Origin of the sequence: Nonomuraea corallina, assembly GCF_027620315.1 — a bacterium.
GTDB lineage: Bacteria > Actinomycetota > Actinomycetes > Streptosporangiales > Streptosporangiaceae > Nonomuraea > Nonomuraea corallina.
In genome coordinates this window covers 1-21612 of sequence record NZ_JAPNNL010000081.1, presented here as the reverse complement: position 1 = coordinate 21612, position 21612 = coordinate 1, and the positions used below count along the sequence as shown (strand labels likewise).

The 21612-nt window shown below is 71.2% G+C and carries 25 protein-coding genes; 11 read left to right on the top strand and 14 right to left on the bottom strand.

The window, feature by feature from the left end:
• The first annotated feature begins 94 nt into the window (after positions 1 to 94).
• From OUY22_RS20350 to OUY22_RS20335, 4 genes are all read left to right on the top strand, one after another.
• Entirely contained in the window at positions 95 to 895 is an 801-nt protein-coding gene (locus OUY22_RS20350; RefSeq protein ID WP_270156634.1) for an ABC transporter permease, read from the top strand.
• Positions 892 to 1662: an ABC transporter ATP-binding protein gene (locus OUY22_RS20345; RefSeq protein WP_270156633.1), complete on the top strand. Its 771-nt coding sequence runs from the start codon at positions 892 to 894 to the stop codon at positions 1660 to 1662. The genes OUY22_RS20350 and OUY22_RS20345 overlap by 4 nt, the downstream gene beginning before the upstream one ends.
• Positions 1663 to 1818: 156 nt before the next feature.
• A complete protein-coding gene (locus tag OUY22_RS20340; RefSeq protein ID WP_270156632.1) occupies positions 1819 to 2601 on the top strand; it encodes a sigma 54 modulation/S30EA ribosomal C-terminal domain-containing protein in 783 nt (260 codons plus the stop codon).
• 204 nt (positions 2602 to 2805) lie between these two features.
• On the top strand, positions 2806 to 3573 hold the full coding sequence (locus OUY22_RS20335; RefSeq protein ID WP_270156631.1) for an SAM-dependent methyltransferase: 768 nt from the start codon (positions 2806 to 2808) through the stop codon (positions 3571 to 3573).
• Positions 3574 to 3622: 49 nt separating this feature from the next.
• Here OUY22_RS20335 and OUY22_RS20330 read toward each other — a convergent pair whose 3' ends face one another.
• The 6 genes from OUY22_RS20330 to OUY22_RS20305 form a co-directional block, all read right to left on the bottom strand.
• The gene (locus OUY22_RS20330; protein ID WP_270156630.1) at positions 3623 to 3835 is read right to left on the bottom strand and encodes a hypothetical protein; all 213 of its coding nucleotides are present in this window, start codon (positions 3833 to 3835) and stop codon (positions 3623 to 3625) included.
• Between the two features lie 3 nt (positions 3836 to 3838).
• The gene (locus OUY22_RS20325; protein ID WP_270156629.1) at positions 3839 to 4567 is read right to left on the bottom strand and encodes an alpha/beta fold hydrolase; all 729 of its coding nucleotides are present in this window, start codon (positions 4565 to 4567) and stop codon (positions 3839 to 3841) included.
• Complete coding sequence (locus tag OUY22_RS20320; RefSeq protein ID WP_270156628.1) at positions 4564 to 5187, bottom strand: LysE family translocator; 624 nt, start codon at positions 5185 to 5187, stop codon at positions 4564 to 4566. The genes OUY22_RS20325 and OUY22_RS20320 overlap by 4 nt, the downstream gene beginning before the upstream one ends.
• Before the next feature lie 30 nt (positions 5188 to 5217).
• Positions 5218 to 6189 (bottom strand): helix-turn-helix transcriptional regulator, encoded by a 972-nt coding sequence (locus OUY22_RS20315; RefSeq protein ID WP_270156627.1) that lies wholly within the window; start codon positions 6187 to 6189, stop codon positions 5218 to 5220.
• A 96-nt stretch (positions 6190 to 6285) separates the two neighbouring features.
• Positions 6286 to 6885: a DUF2975 domain-containing protein gene (locus OUY22_RS20310; protein WP_270156626.1), complete on the bottom strand. Its 600-nt coding sequence runs from the start codon at positions 6883 to 6885 to the stop codon at positions 6286 to 6288.
• Positions 6886 to 6936: 51 nt separating this feature from the next.
• Positions 6937 to 7698: a TSUP family transporter gene (locus OUY22_RS20305; RefSeq protein WP_270156625.1), complete on the bottom strand. Its 762-nt coding sequence runs from the start codon at positions 7696 to 7698 to the stop codon at positions 6937 to 6939.
• Between the two features lie 140 nt (positions 7699 to 7838).
• Between OUY22_RS20305 and OUY22_RS20300 the strand changes: the two genes are divergently transcribed.
• On the top strand, positions 7839 to 8606 hold the full coding sequence (locus OUY22_RS20300) for a 4'-phosphopantetheinyl transferase family protein (protein WP_270156624.1): 768 nt from the start codon (positions 7839 to 7841) through the stop codon (positions 8604 to 8606).
• A 55-nt stretch (positions 8607 to 8661) separates the two neighbouring features.
• Here OUY22_RS20300 and OUY22_RS20295 read toward each other — a convergent pair whose 3' ends face one another.
• The 4 genes from OUY22_RS20295 to OUY22_RS20280 form a co-directional block, all read right to left on the bottom strand.
• Complete coding sequence (locus tag OUY22_RS20295; protein ID WP_270156623.1) at positions 8662 to 9519, bottom strand: ABC transporter permease; 858 nt, start codon at positions 9517 to 9519, stop codon at positions 8662 to 8664.
• Positions 9516 to 10436, bottom strand: coding sequence for an ATP-binding cassette domain-containing protein (locus tag OUY22_RS20290; protein ID WP_408638183.1), 921 nt, complete (start codon positions 10434 to 10436; stop codon positions 9516 to 9518). The genes OUY22_RS20295 and OUY22_RS20290 overlap by 4 nt, the downstream gene beginning before the upstream one ends.
• A 207-nt stretch (positions 10437 to 10643) precedes the next feature.
• On the bottom strand, positions 10644 to 10775 hold the full coding sequence (locus tag OUY22_RS20285) for a hypothetical protein (protein WP_270156621.1): 132 nt from the start codon (positions 10773 to 10775) through the stop codon (positions 10644 to 10646).
• Positions 10776 to 10811: 36 nt separating this feature from the next.
• Complete coding sequence (locus tag OUY22_RS20280; protein ID WP_270156620.1) at positions 10812 to 11678, bottom strand: hypothetical protein; 867 nt, start codon at positions 11676 to 11678, stop codon at positions 10812 to 10814.
• Positions 11679 to 12164: 486 nt separating this feature from the next.
• Here OUY22_RS20280 and OUY22_RS20275 point away from each other — a divergent pair, with 486 nt between their 5' ends.
• From OUY22_RS20275 to OUY22_RS20255, 5 genes are all read left to right on the top strand, one after another.
• On the top strand, positions 12165 to 12713 hold the full coding sequence (locus OUY22_RS20275; protein WP_270156619.1) for a GNAT family N-acetyltransferase: 549 nt from the start codon (positions 12165 to 12167) through the stop codon (positions 12711 to 12713).
• Positions 12710 to 13282: a GNAT family N-acetyltransferase gene (locus OUY22_RS20270; RefSeq protein WP_270156618.1), complete on the top strand. Its 573-nt coding sequence runs from the start codon at positions 12710 to 12712 to the stop codon at positions 13280 to 13282. Before OUY22_RS20275 ends, OUY22_RS20270 begins: the two co-directional genes overlap by 4 nt.
• 83 nt (positions 13283 to 13365) lie before the next feature.
• Positions 13366 to 14718 (top strand): nucleotide sugar dehydrogenase, encoded by a 1353-nt coding sequence (locus tag OUY22_RS20265; RefSeq protein ID WP_270156617.1) that lies wholly within the window; start codon positions 13366 to 13368, stop codon positions 14716 to 14718.
• 3 nt (positions 14719 to 14721) lie between these two features.
• Complete coding sequence (locus tag OUY22_RS20260; protein WP_270156616.1) at positions 14722 to 15708, top strand: NAD-dependent epimerase/dehydratase family protein; 987 nt, start codon at positions 14722 to 14724, stop codon at positions 15706 to 15708.
• Between the two features lie 15 nt (positions 15709 to 15723).
• The gene (locus OUY22_RS20255; protein WP_270156615.1) at positions 15724 to 16905 is read left to right on the top strand and encodes a macrolide family glycosyltransferase; all 1182 of its coding nucleotides are present in this window, start codon (positions 15724 to 15726) and stop codon (positions 16903 to 16905) included.
• Here the strand turns inward: OUY22_RS20255 and OUY22_RS20250 are convergent.
• From OUY22_RS20250 to OUY22_RS20240, 3 genes are all read right to left on the bottom strand, one after another.
• On the bottom strand, positions 16895 to 18175 hold the full coding sequence (locus OUY22_RS20250; RefSeq protein WP_270156614.1) for an activator-dependent family glycosyltransferase: 1281 nt from the start codon (positions 18173 to 18175) through the stop codon (positions 16895 to 16897). The genes OUY22_RS20255 and OUY22_RS20250 overlap by 11 nt on opposite strands.
• An 11-nt stretch (positions 18176 to 18186) precedes the next feature.
• Complete coding sequence (locus tag OUY22_RS20245) at positions 18187 to 19413, bottom strand: class I SAM-dependent methyltransferase (protein ID WP_270156613.1); 1227 nt, start codon at positions 19411 to 19413, stop codon at positions 18187 to 18189.
• Between the two features lie 123 nt (positions 19414 to 19536).
• A complete protein-coding gene (locus OUY22_RS20240) occupies positions 19537 to 20244 on the bottom strand; it encodes a class I SAM-dependent methyltransferase (protein WP_270156612.1) in 708 nt (235 codons plus the stop codon).
• Positions 20245 to 20386: 142 nt separating this feature from the next.
• Here OUY22_RS20240 and rfbB point away from each other — a divergent pair, with 142 nt between their 5' ends.
• Positions 20387 to 21391, top strand: coding sequence for a dTDP-glucose 4,6-dehydratase (gene rfbB / locus OUY22_RS20235; RefSeq protein WP_270156611.1), 1005 nt, complete (start codon positions 20387 to 20389; stop codon positions 21389 to 21391).
• Positions 21392 to 21407: 16 nt separating this feature from the next.
• Here rfbB and OUY22_RS20230 read toward each other — a convergent pair.
• The coding region (locus tag OUY22_RS20230) for a helix-turn-helix domain-containing protein (RefSeq protein WP_270156610.1) at positions 21408 to 21612 on the bottom strand (205 nt) is incomplete at its 5' end.

The following is a 21612-nucleotide window of genomic DNA, read 5'->3' as shown; positions in this document are numbered from 1 at the left end:
ACCGAAACATCGATAGAAAGCCCGAAATTTCAAGACACGACGGGCCGGCGCGCACCGGAGAGGATCTCCCCTGAGCCATGAAGGACCCCAGAACATGACCGCCGTGAGCGTGACCGACCCTCCCCCGTCCCCCCGCCGGCAGACCCGGCGGCCCGGCCGCACACTCGTCCTGAACGTGGTCGCGGTCCTCGCGGGCCTGGGCGCGTGGACCGCGCTGTCGGTCTCCGGCATCACCGGGCTGGTCGGCCCCGTCGAGGTGGCCGCGCGCGGCGCCGAGCTGATCGCCGACGGCACCCTGGTCGACGACATGCTGGCCAGCCTGCGCCGGGTGTTCACCGGCTTCGCGCTGGGCACCGTGCTCGCCGTCCCGATCGGCTTCCTGATGGGCTGGTACGCGACCGCGCGCGCCCTGATCGAGCCGTACGTGCAGTTCTTCCGTACGATCCCGCCCCTGGCGATCATCCCGCTGGCCATCTTGCTCATGGGCATCGGTGAGACGCCGAAGGTGTTCGTCATCTTCCTGGCGGCGTTCCTGTCCAGCGTGGTCTCGACGTTCCAGGGCGTGCTGGACGTCGACAAGACGCTCATCAACGCGGCCCGGGTGCTCGGCGCCTCCGACCGGACGATCTTCATGAAGGTCGTGGTGCCGGCCTCGACGCCGTTCATCATCGTGGGCATGCGGGTCGGCCTGGGCGCGGCCTGGGGCACGCTGGTGGCGGCCGAGCTGATCGCCGCCCAGGAGGGGCTGGGCTACCGGATGCAGCAGGCGCAGCTCTACTACGACCTGCCCACGATCTTCGTGGGGCTGATCAGCATCGGCGTGCTCGGCCTGATCATGGACCGGCTGCTGCTGCTGGCCGAGCGCCGATTCACCGGATGGCAGGAGCGCCGATGACTTCCAAGATCTCTTTCCAGGGCGTGTCGAAGACGTTCGAGCTCAAGGGCGGGCGGTTCCTCGCCCTCGACCGGGTGGACCTCGACATCGCCGACCGCGAGTTCGTCACCGTCGTGGGCCCGTCGGGATGCGGCAAGAGCACACTCATGGGCATGGCCGCGGGCCTGGTCGAGCCGGGAACCGGCCGCATCCTCCTGGACGGCGCGCCGGTCACCGGCCCGGGGCCGGACCGTGGGGTGATCTTCCAGCAGTACGCGCTGTTCCCCTGGCTGACCGTGCGCAAGAACGTCGAGTTCGGGCTCAAGCTCCAGGCGATCTCCGCCGAGGAGCGGCGCCGGCGCGCCCAGCGCGCGATCGACCTGGTCGGGCTGACGGACTTCGCCGACGCCCTGCCCAAGACGCTGTCGGGCGGCATGAAGCAGCGCTGCGCCATCGCCCGCGCGTACGCGGTCGGCCCGCAGGTGCTGCTCATGGACGAGCCGTTCGGCGCGCTGGACGCGCTGACCCGCGTGCAGTTGCAGGACCAGCTGCTGGAGACGTGGAGCCGGGAGCGGCGCACGGTCATGTTCATCACGCACGACGTGGACGAGGCGGTCTATCTCGCCAACCGGGTCATCGTGATGGCCGCCCGGCCGGGCCGCATCCACCGCATCATCGACGTGGACCTGCCGTACCCGCGCACCGAGGAGATGCGGCTGTCGCCGGAGTTCTCCCGGATCCGCAACGAGGTGTGGCACTCGGTCTACCACCAGGCCCCCGCGGCCTGACCGCGCTCCGGAGGTACGGGCCCGGTTCCATGGTCCGCGCCGGTCCGGAGGCCGCGTAGGGCTTAAGGTCCTTTTCGCATGGTCTTTCTCCTCTACCCGTGACCTGCGGTTCAGCGATTGGCTGTGATCGCAGGGAACGGCAGAAGGAGGCACGACATGAGACGCCGGAACGCGCCGGTCGCCATAGATTCCGCCGACGTTCGCGTCGAGACACGCGGCCCGGTCCGCCAGGGAGCCGTGGAGCACGCCCGGCAGGCCGTCGCCGCGCTGGTCCGGCTGGCCCACGAGCCCGTGCTGTACGCGCGGGTCAAGCTGACCGCACCGGACACCCCCGACGTGAAGCGGCCGTACACGGCACAGGCCAACCTCGACGTCAACGGGCGCCTCATCCGTGCCCAGGCCGCCGGCCCCTCCATGTACCAGGCACTCGACCTGCTGGAGGACCGGGTGCGCACCCGGTTGCGGCGCACCGCCAGGCACTGGGAGGAGCTGCGCGGGCGCCACTGGCCGGAGCGGGAGCACTCCCTGCCGGTGCTGCCGCGCCCGCGGCGTGAGCCGGAGGCCGAGGAGATCGTCCGGCACAAGACGCTGGGCGACTACCGCGCCACCCCGGAGGAGGCCGCCTTCGACATGGAGCAGCTGGACTTCGACTTCTACCTGTTCATCGAGGCGGGCAGCGGCCAGGACAGCGTCCTGTACCGGGACGGCGAGGGCTACCGGCTGGCTCAGGTGGAGCCGCGGCCGGAGGCGCTCGGTGAGGTGATGCTGCCGCTCGCGGTCGATCCCGGCGCGGCGCCCCGGCTGACCACCACCGAGGCCGTGGACCGCCTGGAGGCCGGCGGGCGCGTGTTCGAGTTCTTCGCCGACGCGGAGACCGGGCGCGGCCGGCTGGTCTACCACCGCTACGACGGCGGCTACGGGCTGATCACGATCGGCTGACCGGACCGGCGCCGGGGCCTTGCCCCCGAGGTCCCGGCGCCCTCTCCGTTCCGGACGCCGGGGTACGAGGTCCCCTGGAGAAGGAACTCTGGGGCAAGATCGAGACTTCGAATCTTCCTCACGTTAGGCTCTGTCGCGTAAGGCCCCGTCGCGTACAGCTTCTCCCCGGAAGGCACGACCATGACCGAAGATCCGCTGAGCCGCGTGAACACCGAGATCCCGAGTCCGGCCCGGATCTACGATCTGTGGCTGGGCGGCAAGGACAACTACGAGGTCGACCGCGTCGTGAGCGCGCAGATCCTCCAGGCGGTCCCCGAGCTGCCGATCCTGGCCAAGACGAACCGCGAGTTCCTCGGCCGGGCGGTGCGGTACATGGCCGCGGAGGCGGGGATCCGGCAGTTCCTCGACATCGGCACCGGGATTCCCACGGCCGACAACACCCACCAGGTCGCCCAGTCCGTCTCGGCCGACTGCAAGGTCGTCTACGTGGACAACGACCCGGTGGTGCTGGCCCACGCGCGGGCGCTGCTGCGCGCCTCAGGGCAGGGCGACACCTGGTTCATCGACAGCGACCTGCGCGACCCTGACAAGATCATCGCTGCCACGGGCGAGTATCTGGACTTCTCCCAGCCGATCGGGCTGATGCTGCTCGGCGTGGTGGACTTCCTGACTGACGGCGACCGGCCCAAGGAGATCATCCAGCGGCTGATGGAGCCGATGGTCTCCGGCAGCCACCTGGCCATCTCCCACGGCCTGGTCGGCAAGCAGCTGGAGGAGGGGGTGCGCAGCTGGAACGAGAGCGGCGGCTCCCCGATGACGCTGCGCACGCATGAGGAGCTGACCGGCCTCTTCGACGGGCTGGAACTGCTGGAGCCGGGCGTGGTGGCGCTGCCGCGCTGGCGGCCCACGCCGGAGACGCTCTACGCCGAGCGCGAGGCCGTCTACCACGCGGGCGTGGGCCGCAAGCCGTAGCCGACCAGGGCAAGCGTGCGGCTGTGGGGCCTGGAACGCGCCGGCGGGGCTAACGCTTGCCGTACTTCTTGTGCACCGCCTGCTTGGTGACCCCGATCGCGTTCGCGATCTGCGCCCAGGCCAGCCCGGCCACCCGGGCCCGCCGCACCTGGACGGCCTCCACCCGCTCCAGCTCGCGGCGCAGCGCCGCGGTGGCCTGCAGCGCCCGGAGCGGGTCTTCGTCCTGGGCCTGCCGCACCAGCTCGGCCAGATCGTCCGCCATGTCTTAAAGGTAGTCCAGCAGCAGCCGGGTGACCTCCTCCGGTCGTTCCAGGGCGGGCAGATGCCCGGCCCACTCCAGCTCGACCAGCTCGGCGTCCGCCAGCCGGCCGGCCAGGTGGCGGGCGCTCTCGCGGTAGTACGGCAGGTCGTGCGCGCCCGCGACGATCAGGACGGGCACCCGGACCGCGTCCAGGTCGTAGGCCGTGGCGACCTGGACGGGCTCGGGATCGGCGGCCAGCTGCATGCCGAACGCGTGCCGCTGCATCGCCGCCACCCGCCGCCGGGCCGCCTCGTCCGCGGCCGGGCCGAGCCAGGTGCGGGCGTTCAGCTCCGCGGCGCCCTCGACGTCGCCGGCCTCCAGCAGCCGGTCCTCCTCCGCCCCGAACGCCCGCACGTCGCCGGTCTTGGGCAGCTCGGAGCCGGGGTTCATGAGCACCAGCCGGGTGGCCAGGCGGGCCAGCCGCAGCGCGACCGTGCACCCGTACGAGGACCCGACCAGCGTGGCCGCTTCGACGCCGAGCCCGGCCAGCACCTCGGCCACGTCGCCGTCGTCGCTGTAGGGCCCGTCCGCCTCGTACGGCGTGCGCCCGAACCCCCGGTAGTCCACCCTGATCACCCGGAAGCGCGTAGCGAGCGCGTCCCACTGGCCGTCCCACATGCCGGCGTCGGCGGCGGTCGACGGCAGCAGCACCACCGGCTCGCCCTCGCCCGCGCTCTCGTACCAGATCGTCATCGTCCCTCCAGGGCGAGCCGCGCGCCGAGCCCGACGAGGACGGCGCCGGACACCTGCTCCAGCCGCCGCTTGACCGAAGGCCGGCCGAGCAGGTCCCCGGCCTTGGCCACCGTCCAGATCAGCGCCACGTACCAGAGCACGTCGACCAGCACCCAGACGACGGCGAGCGTGACCAGGGTGAGCGGCACATTCGCGCCCTGCGGCACGAACTGCGGCAGGAACGACATCGCGAACACGGCCGCCTTCGGGTTGGCCGCGCACGTGGCCAGCCCGGCCAGATAGGCGCGGCCGTGGCGGTCGGCCGGGGCCCCCGGCAACGGGCGCTCTGGGCCGGCGGCTCCCTTGCGGGCCTGCCACAGCGCCTGCGCGCCCATCAGGACCAGGAGGGCCGCGCCGGTGACCCGCATGACGTCGTAGGCGAGCTGTGAGGCGAGCAACAGCGCCGACAGGCCGAACGCGGCGGCCAGCCCCCACAGCAGGATGCCCGTCTCGTTGCCCAGCGTGGCCGCCAGGCCGGAGCCGCGCCCGGAGCGGAGTGTCTGCCTGAGGATGACGGCGGTGCTGACGCCGGGGACCATTGCCACCAGTACGCACGCGCCGATGAACGCCAAGAGATACATGACGGGCATCGTTTCAGGAACGGGCCCGGATCACTCATACATTTTCCGCAGCTCCGCCACCGCCTCCACCATGAGGGCGCGCAGCTCCGGCGGGCCGAGCACCTCGACGCCCGCGCCCATGCGCAGCAGCAGCCAGCGGGCGTGGGTGATCGACTCGATGGGGAGGGTGAGCGTCCGCCAGCCCTCGGCGTCGGGCTCGCCGGCCCCGGCCAGCGCGCTGTCCACCGTCTCCTGGCCCATCGTGTAGGCGAGCAGTTCGGCCATGCCGGGGGCGAGCCTGATCTCGGCGGTCGCGGTGTACATCCGCTCGCGGAAGTCGGCCGCGTACGCCCGCCAGAACGCGGCCAGCTCGAACCCCTCGGGCCGGTCGAAATGGCCGGGTTCGGTGGTGAGAGTGAGGATGCGCGCCACCCGGTAGGTGCGCGGGTTCTCGCCGGGCGGCGCGGCGACCAGGTACCACGACCCGCCCTTGAGGACGAGCCCGTACGGGTGGACGAGCCGCTCGACGACCTGCTTCCCCCAGCGCCGGTAGGTCATCCGGAGCGGCCGCCGGTCCCACACCGCCTCGGCCACCTCGCTCAGGTGGGGCACGTCGTCGGCCCCTCGGTACCAGCCGGGCACGTCGAGCAGGAACCGCTCGCGCATCTGGGCGGCGTGCGAGCGCGGCTCGGGCGGGAGCGCGGCCAGCACCTTCAGCTCGGCGTTGGCGGCGAGCTCCGCCATGCCCAGCTCGGCGGCGGGGCCCGGCAGCGCGGCCAGGAACAGCGACGACGCCTCCTCCGCGGTCAGCCCGTTGAGCCGGGTGCGGTAGCCGTCGAGCAGCTGGTAACCCCCCGCCGGGCCGCGGTCGGCGTAGACCGGCACGCCGGCCGCCGACAGCGCCTCCACGTCGCGGTAGACGGTGCGGACCGACACCTCCAGCTCCTCGGCCAGCTCGGGCGCGGTCATCCGGCCGCGCGTCTGCAGCAGCAGGAGGAGCGAGAGCAGGCGGCTGGCACGCATGCCTCCATTGTGGCCCGCCGCCGCGCACCCGGTGCTATGACCGGTCGTACCGTCGCACAGCCGTACGAGGGCGCACGCGGATCACCGGATCGGCCGTCAGATGGTGGCCTCGACCTCTTCGAGCAGCACCAGGCCACGCCGTACGATCTCCGAAACGGCCAGCACCGCGACTCCTGTCACGACCCCGGCCAGCTCCTGGCCCGACGGGGCGTACAGCGGGTGGCTCTTGGCCAGCAGCATGGAGGCCAGGATCGGCTCGGCCACCATGCCGAGCAGGCCCGTGGCGACGGAGCCGACGATCAGAATCCAACCGAGGCGCCGCAGGTGAGCGGCGGTGACCGCGGAGAAGAGCATCCTGTCTCCCGATCTGGCCCTGCGCACAGCGCGGACGACGGTGAAGAGGGCGAGCAGGGTCGTCGTGACGCCCGGCGCCCACAGAAGCAGGTAGAGCAGGCCGACCAGCGGCGCGGGACCCTGGAGGCGGACCGTCACCTCGGCGGTCGCGCTGGTGATCGTGGCGTCCGGGGCCGCCATGCCCGCGACGGGTACGTCGAACACCCGCAACGGGACGCCGCCGGCGGTGCCGACGAAAGTGATTATGACGGTGTTGAGCAGCAGGCCCAGAGCGCTCAGACAGGCCAGGACGAGGAAGAGGCTGAGTAAGTTCTCGAGCCAGGTGAGCCATCTCGTAGGCATAACGGTAATCGTATATATCGAAAATCGATATGTCCAGCACGGCGGCACAGCTCACCCGAACTGCTGCCAGGCGAGCCTGGTCACCATCGCCGCCACGACGCACAGCAGGACGACGCGGACGAAACCGGTGCCGCGCCTGATCGCCATCCGGGCCCCGAGCTGCGCGCCGGCGATGTTGCAGGCGGCCATGCCCAGGCCCAGCGCCCACAGCACATGCCCCTGCCACCCGAACAGCAGCAGGGCGCCCACGTTGGTGCCGGTGTTGATGATCTTCGCCGAGGCCGAGGCGGAGACGAAGTCCAGGCCGAGCAGGACGGTGAACGCGATGATCAGGAACGTGCCCGTACCGGGGCCCATGATGCCGTCGTAGAAGGCGATGCCCACCCCCGCCGTCAGCACCGCCGCCACCACCCGGGCCCGGGTGCGCAGGTGCGGGCGGGAGACGGCGCCCATGGCGGGGCGCAGCGTGACGAACGCCGCGACGCCGAGCAGGACCACCATGACGACGGGCCGCAGCACCTCGGCGGAGATCGCCGCCGCTGCCGACGCGCCGAGCGCCGCGCTGAGCACCGCCAGCCCCGCCGCGGGCAGCGCGACCGGCCGGTCCACCTTGGTGGTGCGCGTGTACGTGACGGCGGCGGACGCGGTGCCGAACACGGAGGAGAACTTGTTCGTCGCCATCGCCTCGACCGGCGCCACGCCGGCCATCATCAAGGCGGGGAGTTGCAGCAGCCCGCCGCCGCCCACGACGGCGTCCACCCAGCCCGCTCCGGCGGCGGCCACCAGCAACATCAGGACCTGCTCCAGCGGCACGCCACTTCTCCCCGAACCCCGACAAACCCCCGCAAGCGTAGCGACCCCCCGGTGAAACTTGCGATCCTGGTCCCACGACGAGACGCGGGACGCCGAGCCTGACGGAAACCCGTCCGGCCCGGTGGGCGAGGAGAGCCCCGGTGGGCGAGGGAAGCGAGGTGGCGATGCCGCGGCTGCGGGCCATGCTCCCGTCCTGGGTCACCTGCGCCGAACTGCTCGGCGAGCCACCGGACGCGACAGTGACCGTGGCGGCCTCGCTGACCGGCGGTGATGAACGGACGCGACCGGGATCCGGCCACTTCCCGAGCGGGACCGGCGTGAACTGCGGGACTGACGAGACCGGCGGGGACGAGGTGGTGGCCGGGGTGATGGTGGCGGCGATGGCCGGGGCGACGCCGGCGCGGCGGCAGGCGTTCGCGGCCGGGCGGGCCTGCGCCGCGCAGGCGCTTCGGATGCTCGGGATGCCGGCCGGGCCGATCCCCCGGGGCGCGCAGGGCGCGCCGGTCTGGCCGCCGGGCGTGACCGGCAGCATCACGCACTGCCCCGGCTACGCGGCCGCCGCCGCGGCCCGGGACGGGACGATCATCGGCGTCGACGCCGAGCCGTGCCTGCCCGTGCCGCCGGGCGTGCTGTCCAGGATCGCCGCCCCCGCCGAGATCGAGGGTCTGGAGAGGCTGGCGGTCCCCCACCCGGGACGGCTGCTGTTCTCCGCGAAGGAGTCCGTCTACAAGGCGTGCTTCCCGCTGACGGGCCGCAGGCTGGGGTTCCTGGACGCGGAGGTGGCCTTCGACCCCGGGGGCGGGTTCACCGCCCGGCTCACCGGCCCGGGGCCGCGGCGCCTGGAGGGGCGCTGGACGGTCGCGGACGGTCTGGCGCTGACCGCGATCGCGATGCCGTGCCCCGGCTGAGCGCGGCCGGTCGCGCGGGGGCGTCCAGGTGGGCACGGCGCACGGCGTCGGGCCGTCACTCGACCTTGCGGATCCGGGCCACGGCGATCAGGAGGAAGGCGACGCCGGCCACGCCCACCATGAGCAGTTCCAGCGCCACCGGGACCTCCCAGCCGTTCCAGGACACGCCGGGGTTGAGCCGCTCGGCCACCTCGGCGGGCGCGTCCACGTACCCGAAGACGATCTGGCGCATCGGGTCGACGGCGTAGGCGATCGGGTTGAACACGGTGACGGCGGCGAACCAGCCGGTGAGCTGCCCGACCGGGAAGAGCGCCCCGGAGAGGAACACCATCGGCATGATCACGAGCTGGGCGATGCCGAGGAAGGAGTCGAGCGTCTTGATCCTGGCGGCCACCGCGACCCCGAACGAGGCCACGCTGAAGGCCGTCAGCAGCATCACCCCCAGCATCTGGGCGATCATCGCGGGATCGTACGGAACGCCCACCAGCCCCGAGAGGGCGATGAGGACGGCTCCCTGGCCCGTGGCCAGCAGGCTCCCGGCGAGCACCTTGCCGACCACGATCGAGGTGCGGCTCACCGGCGCGACCAGCATGATCCGGACGAACCCCCACTCGCGGTCCCACACGATGGACGAGGCCGAGAACATCGCGGAGAGGATCACCGTCATGGCGATGATCCCGGGGAAGACGGCGGTCTTGAGGTCGGCGCCCTCGGGCAGGCCGGGCAGCAGTGACCCCACTCCCGCCCCGATCACGAGCAGCCAGATGACGGACTGGAAGAGGGTCGCCACGGCGCGTCCCACGTCGTAGACGAACCGGATCATCTCGCGCTGGATGACGGTGGCCACCACGCCGAGCTCGTGCAGGAGACCCTGCGGCGGTGTGCGGACCACCGGTGTCGTCGTCACGGTCATCGCCTTCCCATCGCGCGCAGTCTGGCGTCGCCGGCCGGCCGGCCCGGGGGCTCGGCGTCACGCAGGGAGAACCCGGTGCGCTTGATGAACACGTCGTCCAGCGAGGGCCTGGCCATGTGCACCGAGTCGATCGGCAGCCCGCCGTCGGCGAACAGCTGCGGGATGAAGACCTCCCCGTCGGGGACGCTGAAGGTGACCACGTCGTCGTGCACCTCCGCCTCGATGCCGAACCGCTTGCGCAGCGCCGCGACGACCGTCTCGCTGTCGCCGGTGTGGATGCGGATCCGGTCCTCGCCCACGCCCGCCTTCAGCGCGGCCGGGGTGTCGAGCGCGATGACGACGCCATGGTCCATGATCGCGATGCGGTCGCAGTGCTCGGCCTCCTCCATGTAGTGCGTGGTCATGAAGACCGTGATGTCCTCGGCCTCGCGCAGCTCCCTGAGGTAGTTCCAGATGGCCTTGCGGGTCTGCGGGTCGAGCCCGACCGTCGGCTCGTCGAGGAACAGCACGCGCGGCGAGTGCAGCAGGCCGCGGGCGATCTCCAGGCGCCTCTTCATGCCGCCGGAGTAGGTGTCGGTGAGGCTGGACCGGCGCTCCCACAGGCCGACCAGGTCCAGCAGGTCCTTGATGCGCCGCGCGCCCTCCTGCTTCGACATGCCGTAGAGGGACGCCTGGAACCGCAGGTTCTGCTCACCCGTCAGATAGCGGTCGATGGTGGAGTCCTGGAAGACCACGCCGATGTTGCGGCGCACGGCGCTGCCCTGGGTCACCACGTCGCAGCCGTGGATGCGGGCGGTGCCGGCCGTCGGCGCGGTGAGCGTGCACAGCATGCTGATGGTGGTCGACTTTCCCGCGCCGTTCGGGCCGAGAAATCCGAAGACTTCGCCCGGCGCCACGTCGAAATCGATGCCGCGCACCGCCTCGACGTCATCGTAATGTTTCGTGAGGCCGCGTACGGAAATGGCGGCCGTGCCGTTCGGGTTCACGCCGGATTCCTCTCGGGCTGGGCCATGGGAGGGTGCGGCCCCCGGGCCCCGCGGGCCTGGCGGACCGCACCCCCGCGCTCAGAGCCGAGCACAGGAGCCGCGACTCCGGACGCTCATCCTACGCACGTGAGCTGCTGCTCAGCTGGCGTAGGTGTAGCTGACCGACGCCGCGGTCACGGGGTCGCTGGCGTCGAACGGGTTGGTGTAGTCGACGGCCCTGTCGTCCTTGTCGAGAGACCAGGACTGGTCGTGCACCGTAAGGTCGCGCATTTCTCTGCCTTTCGAAGAAATACCGATGGATCGAGACTAACCGGCCTTGCTGAACTCATGACCTCCTTCCGCAACGATGAAATCCATGTGCGCGCCGGTGATTCCTTCACCGAAACCGATATGCACCGGACCGGCGCCCTCGTTCATCTGGGAATTGAGTCGCCAGTCGACCCGGGGCATGAGTTCCAGGTTCGTGCCGATGCCGAGTTCGAGGGCGTGCAGGTCGTACTTGGGGTTCGTCGCCTGCTTGACCCGTTCGGTGAAGTCCTGGTCACCAGCGGTACACGATGTGAGGACCCCCTCCTTGAGACGCAGCACCACCGGCTCCCCGCAGGCCGCCATCTCGTCGCGCAGGGCCCGCGCCTGCTGGATGCGGGCCTCGCCGTCGTCGGTGCAGCGGGAGTCCTGCGCCACCAGGACGCCGGCGCAGACCGCGGTGCCGTCCAGGCTGAACGCGCCCGTCCAGTCGGCGGTGGAGGGGGCGGTGATGGACAGTTCGCAGTAGGCGCCGACGCTGACCCACTTGTCCACCGTGATCTCGGGGGTGAGCCAGGTGTTGGCGCTCAGCTTGTCGGCCAGGCGGCACACCAGGTGGGTCCTGGGCCGGTCGTCCCCGTCGTCGGGCGCTCCGGGACCCAGACCGGCGTCGAAGACGATGTCGCCGCTCTCCCGCTCGATGCTGCGCGTCCAGTACCGGTTCAGCTCGCACGCCTTGCCGTAGTCGGTCTCGATCACCTTGTCCAGGGTGTAGCGGGCGAGCTCCGGGGTGCCCTCGAACGCCCGGATCGGGACCACGAGCGCGCCCATTCCGCGGAACTTCCGGCGGATGTCGCGGCTCACCAGGTTGTGTTGGAGAAGGACCACGCAGTTGCTCTTCTCGGGGAGCCCGGCGACGTCCTCCAACAGAGCCGCCTTATGCCCTTTTTCCGTTCCATAGGCTGCGAGATCGGCGTCATCGGTCACCAGATAGATGTCGCCCTCAGGGAAAACCTGGCGCAGCCCCGTTCCGGTCCCGTTCGTTCTGGTCTCTGATTGCACGGGAGGTGTCGTTGGCATGAGCCGGAGCATAGCCGGGGCGGCCCCGCACGCCAAAGGATTCGTCGCCGAATATTCCGCGGAAGCCGATTAACCTGCGGTTTCCAGCGGGCCGGAGTTTCTCGCCGGCCGGTTTCACGGAGCGCCGATAGGGGTCGTCCGACGGAACGGACGGGCGGCCATAGGGGTCGTAGGGGTGCGCCCGCGTGTCTCGCTGGCGGGACAGGGCGTGAACGCATTGGCCGCGCGCCGTCCGGCGGACGCTATTTCGCGAATCCGGCGACCTTGAACGGCCGGGTCGCGGTCTGATACTTTCCGCTTCCCTGAACGCCGCTTATAAGGGGTGGATTCCTTGTGCTCTTTCCGCATCTGAAATCGGCGACGGTCCGGATCACGCCGGTCCGGACGGGCGACGGGCCACGCGCCTACGACCTGCTCCTGCACGCCGGCGTCGGTGCCCCGCCCACCCTCGACGCGTTCCTCGCGCAGTTCGGCCGGGGCGGGAAGGCGCAGTTCATCGCGGAGACGGCGGACGGCGATCCGGTGGCGTTCGTCTCGCTGCGCGACAGGGACACCGCGGCCCGCAGGGTGCACCTCGACCTCCATCTGGACGTCGCGCACGCGGGCACCGGCGCCGGCGCCGAAATCGCGATGCTGGGCGTCAACTACGCCTTCGCCATGTGGGACCTGAAAAAGGTCTGCTATGAGGCCACCTCGGCGGAATTCGACGCGCTGGGATTGACCGGCGAACAGGCCAAGCTCTTCTGTGAAGAGGCGTTGCTGCGCGACCACGTTTATCAGCAGGGCCGTTTCTGGGACCTGCACGTCCACTCGGTGGACCGGGACACGTGGGAACGCACGGGCATCACGTTGAGCAGCTTCCCGGAACAGGAAAAGCGATGAGGATCTTCCCGCACCTGCAATCGAGGAGAATCCGGCTGCGGCCGGCCGGGGCCCGGGACAGCATCAAACTCTACGAGTTACTGCTGGGCCTCGGCCTGAACACGCTGCCGAGCCCTGACGATTTCGTCTCGGCGTTCGGCCGGGGCGTTACCGCGTCGTTTCTCGTGGAAACACCGGGGGGCGACTTCCTGGGATTCTGCAGCCTGCACGGAATGAGCCCCGCAGGGCATCACGTCGAGGGCGGCATTTACATGAGCCCGGAGAACTCGGCGAACGGGGTGGGCGCCGAGGCGTCCCTGCTGATGATTAACTACGCGTTCGCCATGTGGAACGTCAGGAAGGTATATTTCCAGACCACGGAGGCGAGCCTTTCGGCCATCGGCGGCGACCTCAAGGTGTCCCACAAGGAAGGGATACTGTCCGGTCACCAGTACTTCTCCGGTCAGCATTGGGACGTCCACGTCTTCGCCATCTACCGCGAGGAGTGGGACCAGTTCTGCGCGCACGCGGTGGAGCGGCTGGTCCGCGACCGGCCGCGCGCGCCGGCCGCGCGCCACGCTCCCGCCTGAGCCGCCTCCTTCCCGTGAGCCTCTTCCCGTGAGCCTCCTTCCCGTGAGCCTCCTTCCCGTGACAGGCCTGACCTGGAGGGCGTATGTCTTCTCCGTCCGACCGGCTGGATACCCGGGTGTGCGTCGTCGGCCTGGGGTACGTCGGCTCCTGCATCGCGGCGTCCCTGTGGCTCGCCGGCGCGGAGGTCGTCGGCGTCGACACCGACCCCGGCCTGATCCGGGACTTCAACGACGGTCACTGCCGCATCCGCGAGCCCGGCCTGCCGGAGCTGATGGCCAAGGGCCTCGCTTCCGGCAGGCTGACGGTGACCACCGGCTACGACGCCGTCGGCTCGGCCGGCACCGTCATCGTCACCGTGGGCACCCCCATCGACGAGACGGGCGCGTTCGCCGAGACGCAGCTCCGCGCCGCGTGCGAGGAGCTGGGCCGGCGCGTCCGGCCGGGGCAGCTGCTGGTGTTCAAGAGCACCGTGCCGCCCGGCACCACCCGCGACCTGGTGATCCCGCTGCTGGAGCGGGGCGGCCTGGTCTGCGGCGAGGACGTGGCGGTCGCGTTCTGCCCGGAGAGGTTGTCCGAGGGTTCGGCGCTCGCGGAGCTGCAGACCCTCCCCGTGGTGGTGGGCGGGCTGGGGCCGGCGGACGCCGCCGCCGCCGAGCGCTTCTGGCGCGGCAGCCTCGGCGTGGAGGTGATCCGCTGCTCCAGCCTGGAGGCCGCCGAGACGGTCAAGCTGGCCGACAACTGGTGGCTGGACCACAACATCGCGCTGGCCAACGAGCTGGCCCGCTACTGCGCGTCGATCGACGTCGACGTGCTGGAGGTGATCGCGGCGGCCAACTCGATCCCGAAGGGCAGCGGCAACGTCAACATCCTGCTCCCGAGCGTCGGCGTGGGCGGCTCGTGCCTCACCAAGGACCCGTGGATGATCGCCAGGGCGGCCCGCGCCAACGGCGTCGAGCTGCGCACCGTCCCGACCGCGCGCCAGGTCAACGACGCCATGCCGGCCTACACCGCCGGGCTGATCCTGGACGAGCTGGCCAGGAGCTCCACCGGCGGGGACCCGTTCAAGGTCGCCGTGCTGGGCGTCGCGTTCAAGAACAACACCGGGGACCTGCGGGCCACCCCGGTGCTGCCGGTGGTGCGGGCGCTGCGCGCGGCCGGGGCCGAGGTCGCGCTGTTCGACCCGCTGGCGGACGAGGGCGAGGTGGCCGCGGTGTTCGGGACGCCGCCGGCGCCTTCGCTGGACGACGCGATCGGCGGCGCCGACTGCCTGGCTCTGCTGGCCTGGCACGACGAGTTCTCGGCGATCGACCTCGGCCTGCTGCGCGAGCGCGTCGCGCGTTCGTGCCTGATCGTGGACGGGCGGGCCTACCTGCCCAGGAGCACCATCACCAGGCTTCAGGAGCTGGGATTCCTGTACCGCGGAATAGGACGGTAGAGCATGGCCCGTGTCGTCGTAACAGGTGGATCAGGCTTCGTCGGCGGGCACCTCGTGCGGTGTCTCCTCGACAGAGGCGACGAGGTGACCGTCTTCGACACCGGGCGCGTGAGCGCCGGGCGGCGGTGCCTGCCGGAGGAGGTGAGGCACGTCACGGGTGACATCCGGGACGAGTCCGCCCTGGCGCGCGCGATCACGCCGGACGTGGACGTGGTCTACCACCTGGCCGCCCTGGTCGGCGTCCAGTACTACCTGCACCGGCCGCTGGACGTGATCGACATCAACTTCCACGGCACCGTCAACCTCCTCCAGGCCGCCGAGCGGGCCGGCTCGAAGGTGGTCTTCGCCAGCAGCAGCGAGGTGTTCGGCAAGAACCCGGCCGTGCCGTGGGCGGAGGACGACGACCGCGTGACCGGCAGCACGGCGACCAATCGGTGGTGCTACTCCACCAGCAAGGCGCTCGCCGAGCACGTCACGTTCGGCTACGTCCACCAGCGCGGGCTGCGCGCCTCGATCATCCGCTACTTCAACCTGTACGGGCCGTGGCAGCGGCCCGCCTTCCTGGTCAGCCGGAGCATCCACCGGGCGCTGCGCGGCATCCCGCCCGTCGTCTACGACGGCGGGCACCAGACGCGCAGTTTCACCTTCATCGACGACGCGGTCGAGGCGACGGCCGCGATCGGGGCGAGCGAGAAGTCCGACGGCGAGGCGTTCAACGTCGGCGCCACCCAGGAGGTGACCATCGGGCAGGTCGTCGAGCACATCGCGGACCTGGCCGGCCTGCGGGAGCCCACCGAGCAACTGGACACCAACACCCGCTACGGCAACAGCTACCAGGACCTGCAGAAGCGCATCCCGGACACCTCGAAGATCCACGCGATCCTGGGCTGGCGGGCCACGACCGGCCTGCGGGACGGCCTGCGCGCCACGGTGGAGTGGGCCAGGCGGCATCCGTGGTGGCTGGACCTGCCGGACAACGTGAACCCCTGACCGGGAAGGCTCTCCATGGCGCACATCGCAGTGTTCAACCCGCCCGCCGCCGGCCACGTCAATCCCTGTCACGGCGTCGTCCAGGAACTGGTGCGCCGCGGCCACCGGGTGAGCTACCCCGGCACGACCACGTACGCGGAGCAGATCAAGGAGACCGGCGCCGACTACGTCGAGTATCTGTCGACGTGGCAGGTCTCCGGCCCGAAGAAGCTGCCGAACCTGCGCGGCAGGCAGTTCGTCACCATGCTCTCGCTGCTCCTGGCCGAGACGAAGGCCGTCTACCCGGTGCTCCTGGACCGGTTCACCGGCGACGAGCCCGACCTGGTGCTGGTCGACGGCGCCATGGGGTGGTGGGGGCGGGCGCTCGGCCTGAAGTGGGACGTGCCGATCGTGGAGCTGTGGCCGGTGTTCGCCAGCAACGACAAGTGGGCGATGAACCAGAAGTACACCCGGTTCAGCCCGGTCAACCCCCGCTTCCTGCTCAGCATCGTGCGGCTGGCGTCCTGGCTCAGGCAGCAGGGGATCGAGGTGGATCTGCGTGACTTCACCTACGGGTCGTGCGCGCGGATGCGGCTCGTCATGATCCCGAAGTTCTTCCACTACGCCGGGGACACGTTCGACGACAGCTACCACTTCGTCGGCCCCTGCTTCGACAACCACGCGCGGGAGGGCGGGTGGGTCCGGCCCGCCTCGGCGTCCAAGGTCGTCCTCCTCACGCTGGGCACCATCTATCAGAGCGAGTCGGTGTTCCGCACCTGCCTGGAGGCGCTGGACGACCCCTCCTGGCACGTGGTCGTGGCCGGCGTGAAGCCGGGGGCGGTGCCCGTGCCCACGCCCCGCAACGTCGAGGTGCACACCTTCCTGCCCCGGCTGGGCGACGTGCTCGCGCACGCCGACCTGCTCGTCTCGCACGGCGGCATGGGCACCACGCTGGAGGCGCTGCGGCACGAGGTGCCCTCGATCGCGCTGCCGCAGATGGCCGAGCAGGAGGCGAACTCGGACCGAATCGCCGAACTGGGGCTGGGGGTCAAGCTGGCGCCCGCGGAGGTGACGCCGGATCGGCTGCGGGAGGCCGCGCGGGCGGTCATGGCCGACGCGGGCATCCGGGCCGAGCTGCGCAGACGCGGCGCGGAGACCCGAGGCTGCGGCGGCTCACCGGCCGCCGCCGACGCCGTGGAGAGCCTGCTCACGCGCTGACGGCGCGGTGGCGCTCCACCTGCTCCTCCAGCTCCGCCACGACCGCGTTCGGGCTCGGCATGGCCACCATCTCGGCCCGCACCCGCGCGCTCGCCCCGGCGAAGCCGGGCTCGGCCAGCAGGCGGCGCACGGCGTCGCGCACCAGCTCGCCGGTGGCCTCCTCGCTGGGCAGGTCGAGCCCCGCGCCGGCGGCCGTCACCCGGCGCCCGATCACCGGCTCGCAGAACGTCGGCCTGGCCACGACGAGCTGCGGCACCGCGTGCGCCAGCGTGTTGAGCACCGTGGCCGACCCGCCGTGGTCCACCACCGCGGCGCACGTCGGCAGCAACTGGTGCAGCGGCGCGAACGGCACCACCCGCACGTTGCCCGGCACGGTGTCGAGCCGCTCCCCCGCGGCCGGGGACACCAGGGCGACGACCTCCACGTCCAGCTCGGAGACCGCCTCCACGACCTCGCCCATGGAGACCGCGTAGCCGCCGGACCGCTCGGCCGCCGACAGCCCCAGGCACAGGCACACCCGAGGCCGCCGCGGCGGCTCCCGCAGCCAGGCGGGCAGCACGCTCCTGCCGTTGTGGGGCACGTACCGCATCGGCACCCGCGTCAGCGGCGGGCCGCCGGGCAGCCGCAGCGACGGGGGCACGTAGTCGACGGTGAACTGGCCGGTCACCAGTTCCTCGGTGAACTCCACGCCGTGCGCCGCGGCCCGCCGGGACAGCCAGCCCGCCAGCGCGTCGTCGGCGGGGCCGCCCCCCGCCTCGTCCCGGCGGCGCAGGAAGACGGCCCGTACCCGGGCCAGCACGTCCACGCCCCACATGTGGCGGGCGTGCGCGGCGCCGGCCGCGCGCGCCGCGATCGGGGCCGCGTACGTGGTCGGGTCCCAGATGACCAGGTCGGGCCGCCAGTGCAGGCAGAAGGCGGTGAGGTCGGCGACCATGGGGTCGTTGAGCACCCGCCACCACCAGGGCACCACCCGCCGGTAGCCGTCCTTCAGCTCCTCCCAGCCGAACTCCTCGTCCGGCCGGTCGGCCCGGCCGAACAGGGGCAGCCGGTCGGCCAGCGGGTCGAAGGCGGAGAAGGTGTTCAGCACCCGCCAGAAGCTGTGCTCCCTGCCGACCGGCACGGCGGGCAGGCCGGCGGCGGCGATCACCGGGGCCAGCTCGGGCTGGCTGGCGACCCTGACGTCGTGGCCGGCCGTGACCAGCGCCCACGCCAGGGGGACCATGCCGAGGAAGTGGCTGCGCTCGGCGTGCGTGACGATCAGGACCCTCATCCAGGACTCCCTCAGAGAACGCGCACCTCGGGGACGTACAGGATCCACTTGCCGCCGGCCTCGCGGAACGCGCGCTCCTTGGCCATGATCTCGTCGGCGTGGTTCCAGGCGAACAGCAGGGCGTAGTCGGGATACGGGGCGGCGAACGCCTCCGGCGGCCGCACCGGCAGGTGGGCGCCGGGCGTGAGCCGGCCCTGCTTGGTGGGCGAGGTGTCGCAGACGAACTCGACCAGGTCCGGGCCGATCCCGCAGTAGTTGGTCACCGTGGCGCTCTTGGCGGTGGCGCCGTACCCGACCACCCGCTTGCCCTGCTCGCGGAGGTCGCGCAGCAGGCCGGTCAGCTCGTCGCGGATCCGCTCCACCCCGGCGGCGAGGCGCAGCAGCGTCTGCGGCTCGGCGAGTCCCGTCTCGCGTTCGCGGTCGAGCAGCCGGTCCACGGCGGGCGAGGGGGTCCTGGCGCCCGCGCGGGTGAGCGTGTAGCGGATCTCGCCGCCGTGCGTGGGCAGCGGCTCCACGTCGACCAGCTCGAACCCGAAACGGTGCGCCATCCGCCGCACCGACAGGGCGGTGAAGTAGTAGAAGTGCTCGTCGTAGATCTGGTCGAAGGAGACCCGCTCGACGATGTCGCCGAGGTATGGGTCTTCGAACACGAACACGCCGCCGTCGGTGAGCAACGCGGACACGCCGCGGAACACCGACTCGACGTACGGGATGTGGCAGAACGTGTTGGCCATGTAGATCACGTCCGCGCGGCCGTGGTCGCGCAGGATGTCCAGGGCCGTGGCCTCCTCGAAGAACACCTTGCGCACCTGGACGCCCTTGGCGGCGGCCAGGTCGGCGGTGCCGCCGGACGGCTCGACGCCGAGGTGGCGCACCCCCGCCTTGGCGATGGACTCCAGCATGACGCCGTCGTTGCAGCCGACCTCGACGATGAACGGATCGGGGCCGGTCAGCTCGGTCGACAGGAAGCGCTCCGCGACGCCCTCGAAGTGCGCCCGCATGACCGACGAGCCGGACGACAGGTACGGGTAGTCCTGGTGGAACATGCGCTCGCGCGGGACCTCCTCCAGGAGCTGCACCATCGTGCACGTCTCGCACCTGCCGACGGCGAGCCGGTAGAAGAACTCCGCACGCGGGTCGCCCGGCTCGCGGAACGCGTCGGACAGCGGCTGCCGGCCGAAATCGAAGAACTCGCGCACGCTTCCCGCGCACATCCGGCAGACTCCGGGATGCGACATGACGATGACTCCTTTTCCTGTCGCGCGGGCGGCCGGGGGCGCGGCCGCCGGGAAATCAGGGCGAAAATCACCGGCCCGGCCGATGACGAAGTCCCGCGCCGGGCGCGGGCGTTTCCGGCGTTCTCAGCCGGGCGATCCGACGAGCAGCCGGCTGTTTCCGCCGGCGCCCGTCACGCGCTCGCAGCCGAGTCCCGCCGCCGCGAAAGCCGCGGTGTAGTCGGCGTCGCTGAACAACGTCAGCGAGAACGTCTCACTGGCGTGCCTGACCCCGGTCTCGGAGTCGGCCACGAGGCAGTGCACCTCGGTGTGCACCCGGCGGCCCTCCCGGGTGGAGTGGGACACCCGGGCCACCGTGCGCGGCCCGTTGACCAGGTCGCCGGCCACGTGCCCGGCGGCGTATCCGTCAGGCTGCCACCAGGGCTCCACCACCAGGACGCCACCCGGCGCCAGATGCCCGGCCAGGCAGCCGATCGCGGCCTCCAGCTCGCTCTGGCAGGCCATGTGGGAGATGGCGAACAGGCAGGTGACGGCGTCGAACCGGCGGCCCAGCGAGAAGCCGCGCAGGTCGCCCGCGCTGATCGTCACTCCCGGCAGCCGGCGCGCGGCGACCCCGCGCATGTCCGAGGACAGCTCCACGCCCTCGACGTGCGCGAACCTCTCGGCGAAGTGCCGCAGGTGCGCGCCGGTGCCACACGGGGCGTCGAGCAGCGTGGCGGCGCCGGGGTTGCGCTCGCGGACCACCTCGGTCACCCGCGCGGCTTCCGCCGCGTAATCCCGGCCGCGCGCCAGATAAATGTCGTCGTACGTTTCCGCCAGCTCGCGGATATACATCTTTCGGCGCCACCACCCTTTCTCGGACGGCCGCCGCGGGAGCGAACCGCGAAAGCCGTTGTATAGGGGTTGCCGGTCTTCCGTCAAATCATCTTATCCTGCTGTCCCAGAGCAGGCCACGGTAATCACAAGGTGAGCTTTCATGCGTATTCTGGTGACCGGTGCCGCCGGATTCATCGGTTCGAATTTCGTCCGCCGGACTTTAGCCGGCGCATATCCATGGCTGGACGATCCGCACGTCGTGGTGCTCGACAAGCTGACGTACGCGGGCACCAGGGAGAGCCTGGCCGCGGCGGCCGAGGGCCACGAGTCCCGGCTGAGGTTCGTGTACGGCGACGTATGCGACATGGGGCTGCTGCTCGACCTCATGTCCGGCGTCTCGCTCGTGGTGCACTGCGCCGCCGAGACCCACGTGGACCGCTCGATCGCCAACTGCGCCGACTTCGTGCGGACCAACGTGCTGGGCACCCACGCCCTGCTGGAGGCCGCCCTGAGGTGCGGCACGGAGAAGGTCGTGCTGGTCTCGACCGACGAGGTGTACGGCAGCATCGGCGCCGGGTCGTGGGACGAGGAATCGCCGCTGCTGCCGAACTCGCCGTACGCCGCGTCCAAGGCGGCCGGCGACGTCCTGGCGCGCGGCTACCACCGCACGCACGGCCTTCCCGTCGTGACCACGCGCTGCTCCAACAACTACGGGCCGTTCCAGTTCCCCGAGAAGCTCATCCCCCTGTTCGTGACGAACCTGCTGAGCGGGGAGAAGGTGCCGCTGTACGGGGACGGGATGTGCGTGCGGGAGTGGGTGCACGTCGACGACCACTGCCTCGGCATCGCGCTGACGGCCGCCAAGGGCCGGCCGGGCGAGGTGTACAACATCGGCAGCGGCACCGAGCTGACCAACCGCGAGGTCACGGACCGGCTCCTGCGGCTGCTGGGGGCCGACTGGTCGAGGGTGGAGCACGTCGAGGACCGCAAGGGGCACGACCGGCGGTACTCGGTGGACCACTCCAAGATCGCCGCCGAGCTGGGATACCGGCCGCAGATCCCCTTCTCGCGGGGCCTGGAGGACACCGTGCGCTGGTACACCGAGAACCGGAGCTGGTGGGAGGGCCTGAAGAAGGAGCGGCTCCGGCCGGGCCACGCCGGCTGACCCCGTACCGCCCCGGCTAGGCGCGGGGGGCGGGCCGCGCGCAGGCGGCGGTGTGGCGGCGGTACGTGGCGGAGGGAAGCCGCCCGGCCAGCCCCGCCCGCCCCGGCACCTGGAGTTTCCGGTACGCGCGGGTGAGGTGCTGCTCGACGGTGCTCACCGTGATGCGCAGCTCGTCGGCGATCTCCTTGTTCATGTAGCCGACGGCGGCGAGCGAGGCCACC